The sequence below is a fragment of the Paenibacillus sp. FSL k6-2145 genome (assembly GCF_037976585.1).
Classification (GTDB): domain Bacteria; phylum Bacillota; class Bacilli; order Paenibacillales; family Paenibacillaceae; genus Paenibacillus.
Genome location: NZ_CP150267.1, coordinates 2,937,046 through 2,953,910, shown reverse-complemented (window position 1 = coordinate 2,953,910; position 16,865 = coordinate 2,937,046). Strand labels below are relative to the sequence as shown.

The following is a 16,865-nucleotide window of genomic DNA, read 5'->3' as shown; positions in this document are numbered from 1 at the left end:
GTTGCCAAAACATTTAAATTCTGAGGGCCGTCGACCCTAGATTACAGTTATGATCGAACCAACATTACGCCAGATCGCTAGCAGCTTCCTCAACCTGCGCGCCGTTTACCCGCTCCAGAAGAACTTGCTTGATGTGATAATTTTCGGTATCAACAACGGTCCAGACATAATCGCCGTGTTCTACTGTGTCGCCTTTTTCCACACCTACACCCTTCTGGTACTGAATCCATCCGGCTACGGTATCCATCTCTTCATTTCCTTCAAAGCTAAGCCCGAACTGCCGCTCCACTTCATCCAAAAGTACCCGACCATTAATGAGATATTGATTCTCTCCGGTCTCCTGAATATCAGCCACCTCATCGGCATCGAATTCATCACGAATCTCACCGACCAGCTCCTCCAGAATATCCTCCATCGTAATAATTCCCGAAGTACCGCCGTATTCATCCACGACCACGGCCATGTGTACACGTTCCTGCTGCATTTTAATCATCGCATCCTGGATACGTGTAACTTCGGAAACAAATGGGATCTCACGAACGAACTCGCTTAGTTGATATGATCTTGCGGCTACCATGTCAGGCAAAATCTTCTTCACATTCACAACACCGATAATGCGGTCCTTGTCCCCATCCTCGATGACAGGGTAACGTGAATAGTTATGTTCATCCAATATAGGAATAATATCGTCATAGGTCATATCCTGATCTAATGTCACCAGTTCCGTACGTGGTACCATGATGTCTTTGGCATCACGTTCGTCGAACACAAATACATTTTCCAGATATGAAAGCTTGGTCTTGTTGTTCTCGTCACCTTCATAACTCTGGTTCATGATGATCTTGATCTCGTCCTCCGAGTAGGCTTGATCATGTTTGGCAGGCTTCACACCGAATCCTCGCAGAAGAACACGAGAGGTTCCATTAAGCGCCCATATGAACGGATACATGATTTTACCGAACCAGTATAGTGATGGGGCAAGCATTAATGTCAGTTTTTCTGAAAATTGAATCGCCAGCGTTTTCGGTGCCATCTCACCAACAACCACATGCAAAAACGTGACGAGGATAAAGGCAATCGCATAGGAAGCAATTGATGAGATCGAAGCAGGTACATCTAAATAATTGAATACCGGGTATAACAATCTCTCAACCGTCGGTTTGCCGAGCGCTCCCAGTCCTAGAGCAGTAACCGTAATACCGAGCTGACAGGCTGACAGATAATAATCCAGGTCAGAGACAACTTTTTTGGCAAGTACTGCCTTTTTATTGCCTTCGGCAACCAGTTGATCTACTCTTGATGTACGAATTTTGACTACAGCGAACTCCGATGCTACGAAAAATGCAGTCAATGCAATCAAGATAATAAGTAAAGCGATATTCAATATGGTAATTATGTCCAATGATTTCCCCGGTTCTCAGGGATTCACCTCCAGAGATAGTTACAGCGTGATCCGTTAACTAGGTTAACCATTCATGCGCTGTTTGTCGTTCATCATGGCGTATGCCTTATATGAAATCGAATAATGATCATATTTGTATATGTCGTACGTGTTTGACCTTGTAAAACCAAAACAGGAATTCAAGATGAAGTCAATGACTTGCAGAAACTTCTTCATTCAAATCGGGTTACCCCTCATGCTGTCAATTGTTCCTCGCTTAACTCCACCTAGATTCGCCATTTGGACAATTTACAATATCGCCTACCCAATAGATATCCACCTCCCCTCGTACTCATTCCTGTTTCCGAAAAGTATACCATGTTTCCCGCTCAACCATCCAGTTGCACGTTATGGTTTGCCACAAGCTTACAGTATAATGTTCACAAATTAGTCTCTATGTATGTTACGTACTTTATATAATATGATTGATATTATCTCATAATGTGAACATGTTCACATGTTTAGTATAGTCCCATTTATAAAAATACTACCCTGTACTTTAGGGCATTAAACAACATGCCTAAACACCCAGATTATATCCTGTTTCGTATCTTTCCCATGTCTTTCCCGTATGGACAAGTTCGGCCGTTTGCACAAGGTACATCTATATACGCAGCAAAGAGCCCGCAGGATGCAAATACCTTTCCGGTACACATCTATACGGGCTCTTGTATTCATTCTATACCAGTGCTTTAGCAGCGATATCCGTCCGCTGATGTTTGCCATCAAATCGGATACGCTCCGCCTCTGCATAGGCTTTGTTTCTAGCTTCGGCAATATCTGCACCAAGGCCAACTACGCCCAGGATTCGTCCGCCGTTCGTGACCCAGTCTCCTGCTTCATTACGAGCTGTACCTGCGTGGAATACCACGGCATCGTCTACTTGATCGAGTCCTTCGATGACTACTCCTTTGGCATAAGGACCCGGATAACCTCCTGAAGCAAGCACCACACATACTGCGGCTTCATCGCTCCATTCAATCTCAATGTCAGCCAGTTTGCCATGAACGGATGCCCAGAAGATATCGAACAAGTCACTTTTCAGACGTGGCAAAACAACCTGTGTTTCGGGATCACCGAAACGTGCGTTAAACTCAATCGTTTTGGGTTTGCCATCCGGCGATATCATCAGACCGGCAAACAATACACCTTGGAATGGACGTCCCTCGGACACCATCGCTTTAGCCGTTGGTTTAATGATCGTCTCCACGGCTTCCTCAATAATAGAAGCAGGGATATGTGGCAATGGTGAATATGTACCCATACCGCCTGTGTTTGGCCCCTGGTCATTATCGAATACAGGTTTGTGATCCTGTGCTGCGGCCATCGGACGAACCGTCTCCCCATCGACAAAAGCCAGAATGGACATTTCCTGCCCTGCGAGGAATTCCTCGATGATCACTTTGGCTCCTGCTTCACCAAATACCTTCTCCACCATGATGCTGCGAAGTGCCTGATCAGCCTCTTCACGGGAATAAGCTACCGTCACACCTTTGCCCGCTGCCAGTCCATCTGCCTTGATGACAACCGGAATTGCTTGCTCATTCAGATATGTTTGAGCCTGTTCGTAGTTGTCGAATTTTTCATAGGCTGCGGTTGGAATGTTATATTTGTGCAGCAGGTCCTTCATGAACGTTTTACTTCCTTCGATCTCTGCTGCATTACGACGGGGTCCGAATACCGGAATACCTGTCGAATCAAATGCATCCACGATCCCATCCGCCAGCGGATCATCCGGACCAATAACCACTAATCCCACTTTAAGCTCTACAGAAAGAGCCGTTAGTTTATCAAATTCATTTACCGCAATGGCATGACACTCAGCGAGCTGAGCAATACCTGCATTTCCCGGTGCACAGTGAATCTTGTCTACCTTTGGACTCTTCGCCAGAGCCCAAATGATTGCATGCTCCCGGCCACCGCCGCCTACTACCAGAATATCCATTCGTTCTGTTCCCCCTCCGTGCATAACTGGATTTGTTACGCTATCGCGTGTTGAAAAACCTAAAAAAGAGGGGGTGTACCATAAGTCATAAGTATGACTGGCGACACCCCTTATTAAACCTTTTTCGTTCTAGTGTTTGAAGTGACGAACGCCTGTGAAGACCATGGCAATTCCGTATTCATTGGCTACTTTGATGGATTCTTCGTCTTTGATCGAACCACCAGGTTGAATCACTGCTGTAATTCCGGCTTTTGCTGCCAGTTCCAGCGTATCACCCATTGGGAAGAACGCATCGGATGCCAGAATAGCACCTTTTGCTTGCTCGCCAGCTTGCTCAATCGCAATTTTGGCCGCACCCACACGATTCATTTGTCCAGCGCCCACACCTACCGTCATATCATTTGCAGCAAGTACAATCGCGTTGGATTTCACATGTTTAACTACTTTCCAGCCAAACAACAGCTGTTTCAGTTCTTCTTCCGATGGCGCACGATCCGTTACCACGTTCAGCTCGCTTGCTTCAATGGAATGCACATCCGACTGTTGCACGATCATGCCGCCGTCGATGGACGTTACCACGAATTGGCTTTCCCGTTTACGAGCAGCATTCAGTTCACCCGTTTTGAGCAAACGAATGTTTTTCTTCTTCGTCAGGATATCGAGTGCCTCTTGTGTAAAGTCAGGGGCAAGTATGATTTCCAGGAAAATCTCGCTCAATTTGCCTGCTGTATCACTATCGATAATGCGGTTCGCAGCCACGATGCCACCAAAGATAGACGTTGGATCTGCAGCATATGCCTTGCTGTAAGCTTCATAGATACTTGCACCAATACCTACGCCGCATGGGTTCATATGTTTAACCGCAACAACCGCCGGTTCTTCAAATTCTTTGACAATCTGCAATGCTGCGTTCGCATCGTTGATGTTATTGTAAGACAACTCTTTGCCATGCAATTGCTCGGCTGTTGTCAACGTATCTTGTGCAGCCAGCGGTTTGCGGTAGAATGCCGCCTGCTGGTGTGGATTTTCGCCGTAACGCAAATCCTGGAGTTTTTCGTAAGTAACCGTCAGACGCTCTGGCAACGGATCACCGTTCAGGTTAGAGAGATAGTCAGAAATAACTGCATCGTAAGCCGCTGTATGGCGGAACACTTTTGCCGCAAGCCGTTTGCGTGTTTCGAGTGTGGTATCTCCATTGCTGCGCACTTCTTCAAGCACCTTGCCGTAATCTGCTGTGTCAACAACGACACTGACAAAGGCATGGTTTTTGGCAGCCGAACGAAGCATGGTTGGACCACCGATATCGATGTTCTCGATCGCGTCTTCGTACGTCACATCCGGTTTGGCGATAGTATCTTGGAAGGGATAGAGGTTTACGACAACGAGGTCAATATAACCCAATCCGTTCTCTTCCATCTGGCGCTTATGCTCTTCGCTGTCACGAACAGCCAGCAACCCACCATGAACTGCTGGATGCAATGTTTTAACACGTCCGTCCATGATTTCCGGGAACCCGGTCACATCCGAAATTCCGATGACAGGTACGCCTTCCTTCGACAATAGGCTGCTTGTACCTCCTGTCGAAATAATCTCCACACCCATTTGCGACAGCTCGCGGCAAAAGTCCACGATGCCTGTTTTATCCCATACGCTGACCAGCGCTCTTTTGATACTCACAATATGCTCCTCCTTTAAATGTCCCATGGCTTCGCGTTTCCTGACGAAACACAGCCGATTTATTTCCCGAGAAATATCACAAAATGCGTACCAATATTCGACTTCTGTTATATAAGTGGAACTAAGATGTTTACACGGGACACTCCGATGACAGAACAACCTTCTAATCGCTGTTATCCCCAGATTTTTTGATTCCCTTTTCTTAAAGGGAAAATCCGGTGATAAAGGCGACCGCTTTGCTTTTTCAGGTTTTTTCTGTCCTCTCCGTTAATGTGCAAAAAAATTTCAACTTATATCAAACCGGTTTGTTAACAGTAACGTGACGTCCGTCTAATTGAACCAGACCTTGAGCGAACCAGGATACCACTTCAGGGTAAAGTTGCTGTTCGGCTGCATGGATGGAGCGGCTGATTGACTCAGGCGTATCCTCTGGCAAAATGGGAACGGGATGCTGGGCAATAATCGGCCCTGTATCCATGCCACCGTCCACAAAGTGCACCGTTACGCCTGTAACTTTTACGCCATATTCGAGAGCCTGTCCAATCGCGTCCTTGCCTGCAAATGCCGGTAGCAAGGACGGATGAATGTTAATCAACCGTCCTGCGTAACGATCTACCACAACCGAAGTCAGCAATCTCATATATCCCGCAAGAACGACCAAGTCGATTTTTTTGGATTCAAGCACTTCCAAGATCTCTGCCTCATAGGCTTCACGGGAAGCATAATTTTTTGGAGTAAACAGATGACAATCCACGCCTGCATCCTGTGCCCGCTGCACAACGCGTGCAGCCGGTTTATCACACACGAGCAGATCTACAGATGCATCCAACCCACCGTTCCGTACTGCATCGACCAATGACTGAAAGTTGGTCCCTTCACCCGAGGCAAATACAGCTATGCGGTAGTTCGCCATTAAACATCCGCTCCCGTGAAGGTTACTCGCGCATCTCCTTCAGTAACACGGCCAATGATGTACGCTTCTTCACCAGATGCTTTCAGTTGTTCCAGCGCTTCCGTTGCATCTGCTTCATTAACCACCAGTACAAGCCCAACACCCATGTTAAATGTGGTGAACATGTCACGGTTCGAGACAGCACCTTTTTCCTGTAACAGGTTGAAGATCGGCAGGATCGGCCAAGAGCCGTAGTCAATATCCACATTCACGTTGCTCGGCAACATACGTGGGATATTCTCGATGAAGCCACCACCTGTAATGTGTGCCATGCCTTTTACTTTTACCTTTTCCAGCAGGGACAACAGAGGTTTAACGTAGATCTTCGTAGGTTCCAGCAGGGAATCACCCAGCTTACCGCCCAGTTCCGCTACTTCATCATGCAGATCAAGTCCCGCATCTTCCAACAAAAGTCTGCGTACCAGCGAGAATCCGTTACTATGCACACCGCTGGAGGCCAGTCCAATCACTGTGTCGCCAGGGGCGATGGTTGTACCGTTGATGATCTTAGCTTTGTCTACGATACCCACCGTGAATCCGGCAATATCGTATTCGCCTTCACTGTACATGCCCGGCATCTCCGCCGTCTCGCCACCGATCAGCGCACAACCAGATTGATAACAGCCTTCAGCGATACCCGCAACAATAGCTTCGATCTTCTCAGGAATGACTTTGTCACATGCCAGATAGTCAAGGAAGAAGAGTGGTTCTGCACCCTGTACCACAATGTCGTTCACACACATCGCTACCGCGTCAATTCCGATGGTATCGTGACGGTCCATGGCAAATGCAATTTTCAGCTTGGTGCCTACGCCATCCGTACCGGATACAAGCACAGGCTCATCGTATTTATCTTTGTTCAAACCGAACAGGGCACCGAATCCACCCAGATCTGTCATCACTTCCGGACGGAAGGTACGCTTCACGTGTTTTTTCATCCGTTCAACCGCTTCATTACCTGCCGCGATATCGACGCCGGCATTTTTATATGCTTCAGACAAGTGGAATCAGCTCCTTTTTTTTCGCCCCACCTAAATCCTCCCGCCCGGGAGGACCCCATAGGACCTTGGCAGGCCCTCTGGACACCCGCCAAAAAAGCGGTGCAGAGGTGGCTGGTGTGATCTTGCTATGGTTGATTCGTGCGTGATCCCGCGGGATTGTTCGCCGATTCCGTTGGCTGCAAGCCATCGGTCGGCGAACCCCGCTCAGCTACGCTGCGGGGCAAGCCCGCTGGGCAGCTCCTTCGCTTGGCTGCCCTGGCCCCTGTTGCTCCGCAAAGCGGGGCTTGAGGGCGCGGGCTGCGTCCGGGGGCAGCTGCTTCGCTTGGCTGCCCTGACCCCTGTTGCTCCGCAAGGCGGGGCTTGAGGGCGCGGGCTATGCCTGGGGCGGCGAGATACGTTTGTCTCGCCACATAACAGCTAGCAACTGCAGCCGAATTTTTCTTCCCCGCCAAAGTCGAGGCGGGTTGGGTAATCATTATCAAAACATGCGAGGCAAAGCCCGCCTTTGGGATCATCCTGATTATCTCCCTGAATCGATGCTATCAGTCCATCCGGACTGAGGAACGACAGGGAATCCGCATTAATCTCACGGCAAATTTCTTCCACCGACAGTTGTGAGGCGATCAATTCACGGCTGTCCGGTGTATCGATGCCATAGAAACATGGGTTTTTGAAAGGTGGTGATGTAATGCGTACATGGACTTCGGTAGCTCCTGCATCACGCAGCATGTTAACGATCCGACGGGAGGTTGTTCCCCGTACAATGGAGTCGTCAATCATAACCACACGTTTTCCTTCCACAACGCGACGCACAGCGCTCAGCTTCATCTTCACGCCCTGCTCCCGCAATTCCTGGCTTGGCTGGATAAACGTACGTCCAGTGTATTTATTTTTAATCATACCCATCTCATACGGAATGCCTGTCTGTTCAGCGTATCCAATCGCCGCCGAGATGCTGGAATCTGGTACCCCCGTAACCAAGTCCGCATCCACAAACGACTCAATCGCCATCCGGCTTCCCATCCGTTTACGGGCAGCATGCTGATTCGCACCATTCATATCACTATCCGGACGAGCAAAATAAATATATTCCATCGCACATAATGCCTTGCGGTGTTTGTGATGATCAAAACGATCCTCGTGCAGACCATCTGCATCCAGCACAAGCAATTCACCCGGTTCAATATCACGAATTAACTCTGCGCCAATGGTTTCCAGGGCACACGTCTCAGATGCAAACAGATATGCATCCCCGAGCTTACCCATCGTCAGCGGACGAAGTCCATGCGGATCGGAAGCCACGAGCAGCTTGTCATTGGTCATGATCAGAAATGCATAACCGCCCACAATGCGCTGGAATGCCTCTTTTGCCGCTTCCACAAGCCCTTTGGAAGATCGTGCAATCAGATGCGCAATGACCTCGGTATCACTTGTTGTTTGAAAAATGGACCCACTCTGCTCCAGCTCACGCCGGATCGTTGGTGCATTCACAATGTTTCCGTTGGTTGCTACTGCCAAATCGCCATCACGGTATTTGAATACCAATGGCTGTGCGTTCGTCAGTTTACTGTCACCACTTGTTGAATACCGGACATGTCCAATGGAAATATCCCCGGTTAACGTCTGCATCAGGTCTTTGGTGAACACTTCTTTCACCAGACCCATGCCGCGATGATAGTTAAACTGGCTTCCATCACTCACACACATGCCTGCACTTTCTTCGCCCCGATGTTGCAACGCATGCAGTCCATAATAGGAGAGCGAAGCCGCGTCAGGGTGTCTGAACACCCCGAACACACCGCATTCTTCCTTCAATTTGTCGAGTCCTTCCTTGCCGGACCCTTCATTATAATAATCGCCTGTCCACAACGGTCCTGTCGTCAGTTCATGAGACATGGAATCGCATCCTCCCAGACCTGAGCCAAACCTCCTACAGGTTCGCTCACGGCTGATGTTCCGTTCAATTCAATCGTCAGGTTACTTCCTTCTACACGTCCAATCACAGCTACAGGTACACCGCGCTCACGTACAAATGCTTCAAGTTTACCCGCTTGCTCTGGCGTAGCCGACAACAAGATACGGGATTGACTCTCACTGAACAGGGCGTGATCTGCACGCAGTGCAGTCTCCACATTCACCTGTGCTCCTACGTTACCGCTGATACAAGACTCTGCGAGTGCAACAGCCAAGCCGCCTTCAGACAAGTCATGTGCAGAGCGAACGAGACCGGATTGAATAGCTCCCAGCACCGTGCTGAGCAACGCTTTTTCCGTTTGCAAATTCAGTTCTGGCGGACGACCTTCCGTCTGACCATGAACCGCATATTGCAGCTCGCTGCCACCCAGTTCAGCTTTTGTTTCACCGAGGAGGATGATAACATCACCTTCGGATTTGAATGCTTGTGTCGTGATATGATCCGTATCATGAACGAGACCTACCATACCGACAACTGGCGTTGGATAGATGGAGCCTTTGGCGTTTTCATTATACAGACTTACGTTACCACCGATGACCGGCGTATCCAGCACACGGCAAGCTTCTGCCATACCGTCTACCGCTTTCTCCATTTGCCAGAAAATATCCGGCTTCTCCGGGTTACCAAAGTTCAGGTTGTCCGTGATCGCCAGCGGCTCAGCACCAGAACATACAATGTTACGCGCTGCTTCACTTACGGCAATCCGTCCACCAACTTCAGGATCAAGGTACACATAACGTCCATTACAGTCTGTTGTCATTGCGAGACCTTTGCGTGTGCCACGAATCGTAACTACGGCTGCATCCGAACCTGGACGAACGGCAGTGCTTGTACGCACCATGTAGTCGTATTGGTCATACACCCATTTTTTACTTGCTACTGTTGGTGAAGCCAATACTTGTTTCAACGCTCCGCCGAGATCCGACACTTCGTCGTAACGAAGCGTGTCGATGGAAGCACTTTGCTCGTAGTAGGCAGGTACAGAAGAAGGTTTGTCATACACTGGACATTCGTCAACCAATGCCGTTACTGGCATATCTCCAACCACTTCGCCGTGGTGGATCAATTTCAGACGTCCATCATCCGTTACTTTACCAACTTTGGCACAGATGACGCCCCAACGTTCAAAGATTTCCATCGCCTGCGCCTCATCCTTCGGCTCAACGACGAACAACATCCGTTCTTGGGACTCAGACAACATCATCTCGTAAGGCGTCATGCCTTCTTCACGTTGTGGTACCTGATCCAGATACAATTCAAGACCGTTACCCGCTTTACTTGCCATCTCTGCACTCGAACATGTCAGACCCGCAGCACCCATATCTTGAATTCCGAGCACGATGCCCGTGTCGATCAATTCCAGACAAGATTCCATTACCAGTTTCTCCATAAACGGGTCACCGACCTGAACCGCTGTCCGTTGGGACTCGGATTCTTCCGTCAGTTCAACCGATGCAAAGGTTGCTCCATGAATACCATCTCGGCCTGTTGGTGGCCCTACATAATAAACCGGGTTCCCTACACCTTTAGCTACGCCGCGCTGAATCTTGTCATGATCAATCAGACCCACACACATCGCGTTAACCAGCGGATTGCCTTCATAGCTCTCATCAAACATCACTTCGCCTGCAACGGTAGGAATACCGATACAGTTACCGTATCCAGCAATACCCGCTACAACATGTTCGAACAAATATTTAACGCGATCGCTCTCCAGCTTGCCAAAACGAAGGGAGTTCAGTAATGCAACCGGTCTTGCACCCATGGAGAAAATATCACGGATAATGCCGCCCACGCCTGTTGCCGCACCTTGATAAGGCTCAACCGCGGAAGGATGGTTATGGCTTTCAATTTTGAATACAACGGCCTGGTTATCACCGATATCCACGATACCGGCACCTTCACCAGGTCCCATCAGGACACGTGGTCCAGTGGTTGGGAAACGGCGCAGCAATGGCTTGGAGTTTTTATAAGCACAGTGCTCGGACCACATTACACTGAACACACCAATTTCTGTGTAGTTTGGCTTGCGCCCCATGAACTCACAGATCAGCTCATACTCGCTGTCAGATACGCCCATTTGTGCGTAAAGTTTATGTTCTGCGACCTGTTCTGCTGTCGGTTCCTTAGCGGATAGCTGCTGCGTCATGCCGATCCCTCCATGCTTTCAAAATAGATGTAAACATACGTTTGCCGTCTTCCGAACCAAACAGTGAATCCACTGCACGCTCTGGATGCGGCATCATGCCGACCACGTTTCCAGCCTCGTTACAGACTCCTGCAATATCACCCAGGGAACCGTTCGGGTTGGTACCATACGTAAATACGATCTGGTTGTTCGCTTGCAGACTCGCGAGCGTCTCCTCGTCGCAATAATAGTTGCCTTCACCGTGAGCAATCGGGATGATAATCTCTTCGCCCGGTGCATAGTCACGTGTAAATGGTGTATCTGCATTCGCCACTTTTAATACCGTATCGTGACAACGGAATTTCAGGGAAGTGTTACGGATCAATGCACCTGGAAGCAATCCTGCTTCCGTCAGGATCTGGAATCCGTTGCAAATACCCAAAATAAATTTACCTTGTTCAGCAGCTTTCGCTACCTCATTCATTACCGGTGCAAAGCGGGAAATCGCTCCGCAACGCAAGTAGTCACCATAAGAGAAACCACCTGGAACTAAAATACAATCATAAGCCGAAAGATCTGTAGCCGTGTGCCATACATAATCAACCTCTTGTCCAATCGCATCTTCCACTGCCTTGTAACAGTCGATGTCGCAGTTGGAGCCAGGGAACACAAGAACTGCAAATTTCATGAGATTAACCCTCCAATTCGTAGCGGTAATCTTCAACAACGGTGTTGGCCAGCAGCTTTTCACACATGACTTTCAATCGTTTCTCCGCTTCCGCACGATCTGTTGTATCCAGGTTCAGTTCCATGACTTTACCGATCCGTACACTTTCCACTTCGTTGAATCCCATTGAATGCAGGGCTCCTTGAACAGCTACGCCTTGCGGGTCGAGTACGCTTTGCTTAATAGTGACATATACGGTTGCTTTGATCATGATCCTTATGTTCCTCCTCAGTAATGAACGGGATAAATGCTTTACGCTGTTAAAAAAGTTACTTTTGGTGCTTGCTCCGGGGCGGATTGTTCTTCCGGTCGCTTGTTGTCCCCAGGTTTTTTGATTGTTTTGAACCGCTATGCGGTCAAAACCCGGGGACAAAGGCGAACGCTATCGCTCCTTTAAGAACAATTCCGCCCCTCCGCTAGTCCATGCGACGTTTTTTAAAGGCCTAAACCTTTTACGTTGCACGGGGTGCAATAGTCGAGACTGACCATTACGTAATACAGTGAATGGTCTTTAAGTTACTTTAGTAATCAATGAATTTAATTCTCGTAATCTTTTCAAGCTTTCCTACCTATGGGAAGCCACCGCTCTTAATTGCCTCACCCACCAGTTTGAACACTATCGGAGGGAAAGATTTGAGCTGGAGAAGCGTAGTGTTCGCCTTTGCAACCGGAATGTTTCCTTTTGAAAAAAGGATTCCCATCAAAACATTCCGGGGGCAACAGCGATCGAAAGCCAAACTTTCCCGCAGCCCACCTCAAACGTTAAACTTTATTATTTCGTTAAACGGTTATAAATATCGACGTATCTTGCGGTTGTTGCTTCAACTACCTCTTGTGGGAGTGGATCGGGTTTGCTGTTCTTGTCCCAATCGGTTCCGGCGAGATAGGTGCGCACTGGCTCTTTATCCATGCTGTCGATCTCGATGTCTAGTTCATAATTCTCTTTGGCCCAGAAACGTGAAGCATCTGGAGTGAAGATTTCGTCAATCAGGATGACCTTGCCATCCACGATGCCGAACTCGAATTTGCAGTCTGCCAGAATGATGCCACGTTGATCACAGTAATCACGGGCGAATTCGTACAGGCGTAAGCTTTTTTCTTGAAGCTCCACTGCAAGTGCGTCTCCTACCAGTTCTTTCATGCGATCCATTGGGATGTCTTCATCATGACCAACATCGTTTTTGGCTGCCGGGGTGAAAATGGGAACTTCGAGCTTGGCGTTTTTGCGAAGTCCGTCAGGCAGTTTAATGCCATTCACTTCACCACTCGTCTCGTATTGTCTCCATCCCCCACCAGTGATGTATCCACGCACGACACATTCAATATCAATGCGTTCTGCTTTGCGGGTTACCATGATGCGGTCTTTGAGCAATTCAGGGTCTGTGATCAGGTCACCCAGTTGATTCACATCGGTATGAACCACGTGATTGTCCATCATGCTACCTGTCAGTTCAAACCAGAAGCTGCTGAGTTTGTTCAGTACGTTTCCTTTCTCGGGAACTGCCGGGTCCAGCACATAATCAAATGCCGAGATTCGGTCGGTAACCACGATTAGAAAATGTTCACCCAGATCGTACAATTCACGTACTTTTCCTTTATATAACAGAGGTGCTTTAACGAGATCTGCCGCAGTGGACAGTGCCATGGGCTCACCTTCTTTCAGGAGATGTAAGGCTAAGATCAGAATCCTGATGGTGCGGACTCCACTCCGATGACAGAACAATCTTCCGATCGCTGTTATCCCCAGATTTTTTGATACCACTTTTTCAAAGTGAAAATCCGGGGATAAAGGCGAACGCTTTGCTTCTTCAGCTTATTTCTGTCCTCTGCGTTCAAGCGCTGAACCATCATTCTGTGCTATAGCCTTATGGAAGTTATATATTAGTCGTTCAGACCGAGCTTTTTGAAGATGGTGTCTACGTGCTTCAGATGCCATGACGGGTTGAACGCATCTGCGATTTCCTCTTCGTTCAGTACTTCCGTGATTTCCGGTGTGGATTTCACGATATCCTGGAACTGACGTTGTTCTTCCCATGCTTGCATCGCACGTGGTTGAACCGTATCGTATGCTTGCTCGCGGCTGAAACCTTTGTCGATCAGCTTTGTCATGATGCGACCGGAGAATGGTACCCCGTAGGTACGCTCCATGTTGCGTTTCATGTTCTCAGGGAATACCGTCAGGTTCTTCACGATGTTGCCAAAACGGTTCAGCATGTAGTTCAGCAGCATCGTTGCATCTGGCAGAATGATACGTTCTACAGAAGAATGAGAGATGTCGCGCTCATGCCAGAGCGTTACGTTCTCGTATGCCGATACCATATGTCCGCGAATGACGCGGGACAGACCAGAGATGTTTTCACTACCAATTGGATTACGCTTGTGCGGCATTGCTGAAGATCCTTTTTGACCTTTAGCAAAAGCTTCTTCCACTTCACGGAACTCACTCTTCTGCAGTGCACGTACCTCTGTAGCGAACTTGTCCAGGGATGTTGCGATTAACGCCAGTGTAGCCATATATTCCGCGTGACGGTCACGTTGCAATGTTTGAGTCGAGATTGGCGCAGGTTTCGTGCCCAACTTCTCGCATATAAACTCTTCGACAAACGGATCGATGTTCGCGTACGTTCCTACTGCGCCTGAGATTTTTCCGTATTGTACATTGTCTGCTGCATGACGGAAACGCTCCAGGTTCCGTTTCATCTCTTCATGCCACAATGCCATTTTCAGTCCAAATGTCGTTGGCTCTGCATGCACGCCGTGCGTACGTCCCATCATTGGTGTGTGCTGATAAGCCAGTGCTTTTTCACGAAGAATTTCGATGAAATTTACAATATCCTTTTCCAAAATCTCATTCGCTTGACGCAGTACATAACCCAGAGCCGTATCCACGACATCTGTGGAAGTCAGTCCGTAGTGCACCCATTTCCGCTCCGCACCCAGACTTTCAGATACTGTACGTGTAAATGCGATAACGTCATGACGCGTTTCCTTTTCAATCTCATAGATGCGGTCGATGTCAAAAGATGCGTTCTGACGAAGCAATGCTGCTTCTTCCTTAGGGATAACACCCAGTTCAGCCCACGCCTCACATGCACAAATTTCAACTTCCAGCCACGATTGGAATTTGTTCTCTTCGGTCCAGATGGCTCTCATTTCGGGTCTGCTATAACGTTCAATCATGAATTTGTATTCCTCCAGAGGTTAGTTTGTTCAATCCATTGCAATCCTTCTTCAACATCCTGACAGAGCAGATTCACATGCCCCATCTTACGTCCTGTTTTCGCTTCGGTTTTACCATATATGTGAAGCTTGGGAATCACACCGAGCTCTATCGCTTCTGCATCAGGTTGCCCTGTTCTGGCGATAATGCCTTCCAGATGTTCTCCAAGCACATTGACCATAACAACCGGACTCAATAACGAAGTGTCCCCAAGTGGTAATCCGCAGATCGCACGGATATGTTGTTCGAACTGGGAAGTCGCACAAGCTTCCATCGTATAGTGACCGGAATTATGTGGTCTTGGCGCCAGTTCGTTGACGTACAGTCTTCCATCCGCCGCTACAAACAGTTCCACAGCAAGTAATCCAACAGCCTTCATTGATTCTGCCACCGCTGCTGCCAGCTTTTGCGCTTCAATCTGGATGTCTGCGGCAACTCTAGCCGGTACAATTGAAGCATGCAAAATGTTATTTACATGAATGTTCTCCGCTGGCGGGAACGTTTTGATCTCCCCATTTGTACTACGCGCTACAACGACCGATATCTCGCATGCAAACTTGATGAATTGTTCCAGCACCAGTTCCGCACCTGTAGCTGCAAGCTCTTCATATGCGGCAACCGCCTCACTCGCTTCCCGAATTACACACTGACCTTTGCCATCGTAGCCTCCAGTCACCGTCTTCAGTACACATGGCACTCCAAGTTCGCTTACAGCAACAAGCATCGTATCCGCACTCGTGATCTCACGATAAGGCGCAACTCTTACTCCAGCAGCTTCAATTGCTCGTTTTTCACGCAACCGATGTTGTGTGGTGTACAGTAACACACTTCCTTGCGGAACGTAAGACTCACGCTCGAGCAGCCCAGCGACTTCTGCATCTACATTTTCGAACTCATACGTAATGACATCGCATTGCCGAGCCAGTTCAAGTGCAGCTTTGGCATCGTCATAACCAGCTTCAATCTGACGAGCAACTTGACCACAAGGTGCATCCGCAGCGGGATCAAGAGTAACGAATCGATACCCCATTGCCGTTCCTGCGAGCGTCATCATACGTCCGAGCTGTCCGCCTCCAAGAATGCCGATGGTTGTTTTCCCGGGCAGCAGGACATTTTTCAACTCACCTGCTATACCGGATTGGTTCCCTGTACTACTCATAGTTCTTCACTGCTTTCGAGTACTTCTTGTTTGATGCGCTCTCGGCGAGCTTCAGAGCGACGTTGGACATCCGGGTCAAAAGCACCGATCATTTGAGCTGCCAGCAATCCTGCATTGGTTGCCCCTGCCTTGCCAATCGCCACAGTTGCGACGGGAATTCCGCCAGGCATCTGAACAATGGACAACAAGGAATCAAGGCCATTCAATGCTTTGGATTGAACCGGAACACCAATGACCGGAAGCATCGTTTTGGAAGCGACCATACCTGGTAGATGTGCTGCCCCGCCTGCGCCTGCAATGATCACTTTGAATCCCCGATCAATTGCTTGCTCTGCGTATTCGAACATCAAATCCGGTGTACGATGGGCTGAGACAACTTTTTTCTCATATCCGATTTCCAGTTCATCCAGTACCTCGCACGCATGCTTCATCGTTTCCCAATCCGACTTGCTGCCCATAATTACAGCGACTTGCAGTGACATGAATACATCCAACTCCCGTCTGAGCTTTTTTGATTACATCTGATATTAAGGAACTCTTATTACGTGTGAAATGAAAAAATCCGCTACCCGCGAAAACATCACATTTTCTTCGGACACCGGACTCCAAGAAATACGTATCCCTCATTTGGGCATGCCAA

The 16,865-nt window shown here is 48.5% G+C and carries 13 protein-coding genes; all 13 read right to left on the bottom strand.

Features of this window, described 5'->3' with window-relative positions:
- Positions 1-64 precede the first annotated feature (64 nt).
- On the bottom strand, positions 65-1,402 hold the full coding sequence (locus tag NZ043_RS13145; protein ID WP_133387389.1) for a hemolysin family protein: 1,338 nt from the start codon (positions 1,400-1,402) through the stop codon (positions 65-67).
- A 718-nt stretch (positions 1,403-2,120) separates the two neighbouring features.
- Entirely contained in the window at positions 2,121-3,386 is a 1,266-nt protein-coding gene (gene purD, locus NZ043_RS13140) for a phosphoribosylamine--glycine ligase (RefSeq protein WP_133387390.1), read from the bottom strand.
- 129 nt (positions 3,387-3,515) lie between these two features.
- Positions 3,516-5,063 carry a bifunctional phosphoribosylaminoimidazolecarboxamide formyltransferase/IMP cyclohydrolase gene (gene purH, locus NZ043_RS13135; protein WP_133387391.1) on the bottom strand — a complete coding sequence of 516 codons (1,548 nt, stop codon included), beginning with the start codon at positions 5,061-5,063 and terminating at the stop codon, positions 3,516-3,518.
- 295 nt (positions 5,064-5,358) lie between these two features.
- A complete protein-coding gene (gene purN, locus NZ043_RS13130) occupies positions 5,359-5,976 on the bottom strand; it encodes a phosphoribosylglycinamide formyltransferase (RefSeq protein ID WP_133387392.1) in 618 nt (205 codons plus the stop codon).
- The gene (purM, locus tag NZ043_RS13125; protein WP_133387393.1) at positions 5,976-7,016 is read right to left on the bottom strand and encodes a phosphoribosylformylglycinamidine cyclo-ligase; all 1,041 of its coding nucleotides are present in this window, start codon (positions 7,014-7,016) and stop codon (positions 5,976-5,978) included. Before purM ends, purN begins: the two co-directional genes overlap by 1 nt.
- Positions 7,017-7,433: 417 nt before the next feature.
- A complete protein-coding gene (gene purF / locus NZ043_RS13120; RefSeq protein WP_091038782.1) occupies positions 7,434-8,912 on the bottom strand; it encodes an amidophosphoribosyltransferase in 1,479 nt (492 codons plus the stop codon).
- Positions 8,897-11,140, bottom strand: a complete 2,244-nt coding sequence (gene purL / locus NZ043_RS13115) for a phosphoribosylformylglycinamidine synthase subunit PurL (RefSeq protein WP_133387394.1) — start codon at positions 11,138-11,140, stop codon at positions 8,897-8,899. Before purL ends, purF begins: the two co-directional genes overlap by 16 nt.
- A complete protein-coding gene (purQ, locus tag NZ043_RS13110) occupies positions 11,118-11,807 on the bottom strand; it encodes a phosphoribosylformylglycinamidine synthase subunit PurQ (RefSeq protein ID WP_133387395.1) in 690 nt (229 codons plus the stop codon). Before purQ ends, purL begins: the two co-directional genes overlap by 23 nt.
- Positions 11,808-11,811: 4 nt before the next feature.
- Positions 11,812-12,057: a phosphoribosylformylglycinamidine synthase subunit PurS gene (gene purS, locus NZ043_RS13105; RefSeq protein WP_017690695.1), complete on the bottom strand. Its 246-nt coding sequence runs from the start codon at positions 12,055-12,057 to the stop codon at positions 11,812-11,814.
- Between the two features lie 561 nt (positions 12,058-12,618).
- On the bottom strand, positions 12,619-13,491 hold the full coding sequence (locus tag NZ043_RS13100; protein ID WP_339312112.1) for a phosphoribosylaminoimidazolesuccinocarboxamide synthase: 873 nt from the start codon (positions 13,489-13,491) through the stop codon (positions 12,619-12,621).
- A gap of 236 nt (positions 13,492-13,727) precedes the next feature.
- On the bottom strand, positions 13,728-15,026 hold the full coding sequence (gene purB, locus NZ043_RS13095; protein WP_339312110.1) for an adenylosuccinate lyase: 1,299 nt from the start codon (positions 15,024-15,026) through the stop codon (positions 13,728-13,730).
- Complete coding sequence (gene purK, locus NZ043_RS13090) at positions 15,023-16,225, bottom strand: 5-(carboxyamino)imidazole ribonucleotide synthase (protein WP_339312108.1); 1,203 nt, start codon at positions 16,223-16,225, stop codon at positions 15,023-15,025. Before purK ends, purB begins: the two co-directional genes overlap by 4 nt.
- A complete protein-coding gene (gene purE / locus NZ043_RS13085) occupies positions 16,222-16,707 on the bottom strand; it encodes a 5-(carboxyamino)imidazole ribonucleotide mutase (RefSeq protein ID WP_105602018.1) in 486 nt (161 codons plus the stop codon). The genes purK and purE overlap by 4 nt, the downstream gene beginning before the upstream one ends.
- Positions 16,708-16,865 lie beyond the last annotated feature (158 nt).

Coding starts and splice junctions, on each gene's coding strand:
- purD (WP_133387390.1), bottom strand. CDS start 3,386: ATGGATATTCTGGTAGTAGGCGGCGGTGGCCGGGAGCATGCAATCATT.
- purN (WP_133387392.1), bottom strand. CDS start 5,976: ATGGCGAACTACCGCATAGCTGTATTTGCCTCGGGTGAAGGGACCAAC.
- purF (WP_091038782.1), bottom strand. CDS start 8,912: ATGTCTCATGAACTGACGACAGGACCGTTGTGGACAGGCGATTATTAT.
- purL (WP_133387394.1), bottom strand. CDS start 11,140: ATGACGCAGCAGCTATCCGCTAAGGAACCGACAGCAGAACAGGTCGCA.
- purQ (WP_133387395.1), bottom strand. CDS start 11,807: ATGAAATTTGCAGTTCTTGTGTTCCCTGGCTCCAACTGCGACATCGAC.
- purS (WP_017690695.1), bottom strand. CDS start 12,057: ATGATCAAAGCAACCGTATATGTCACTATTAAGCAAAGCGTACTCGAC.
- NZ043_RS13100 (WP_339312112.1), bottom strand. CDS start 13,491: ATGGCACTGTCCACTGCGGCAGATCTCGTTAAAGCACCTCTGTTATAT.
- purB (WP_339312110.1), bottom strand. CDS start 15,026: ATGATTGAACGTTATAGCAGACCCGAAATGAGAGCCATCTGGACCGAA.
- purK (WP_339312108.1), bottom strand. CDS start 16,225: ATGAGTAGTACAGGGAACCAATCCGGTATAGCAGGTGAGTTGAAAAAT.
- purE (WP_105602018.1), bottom strand. CDS start 16,707: ATGTCACTGCAAGTCGCTGTAATTATGGGCAGCAAGTCGGATTGGGAA.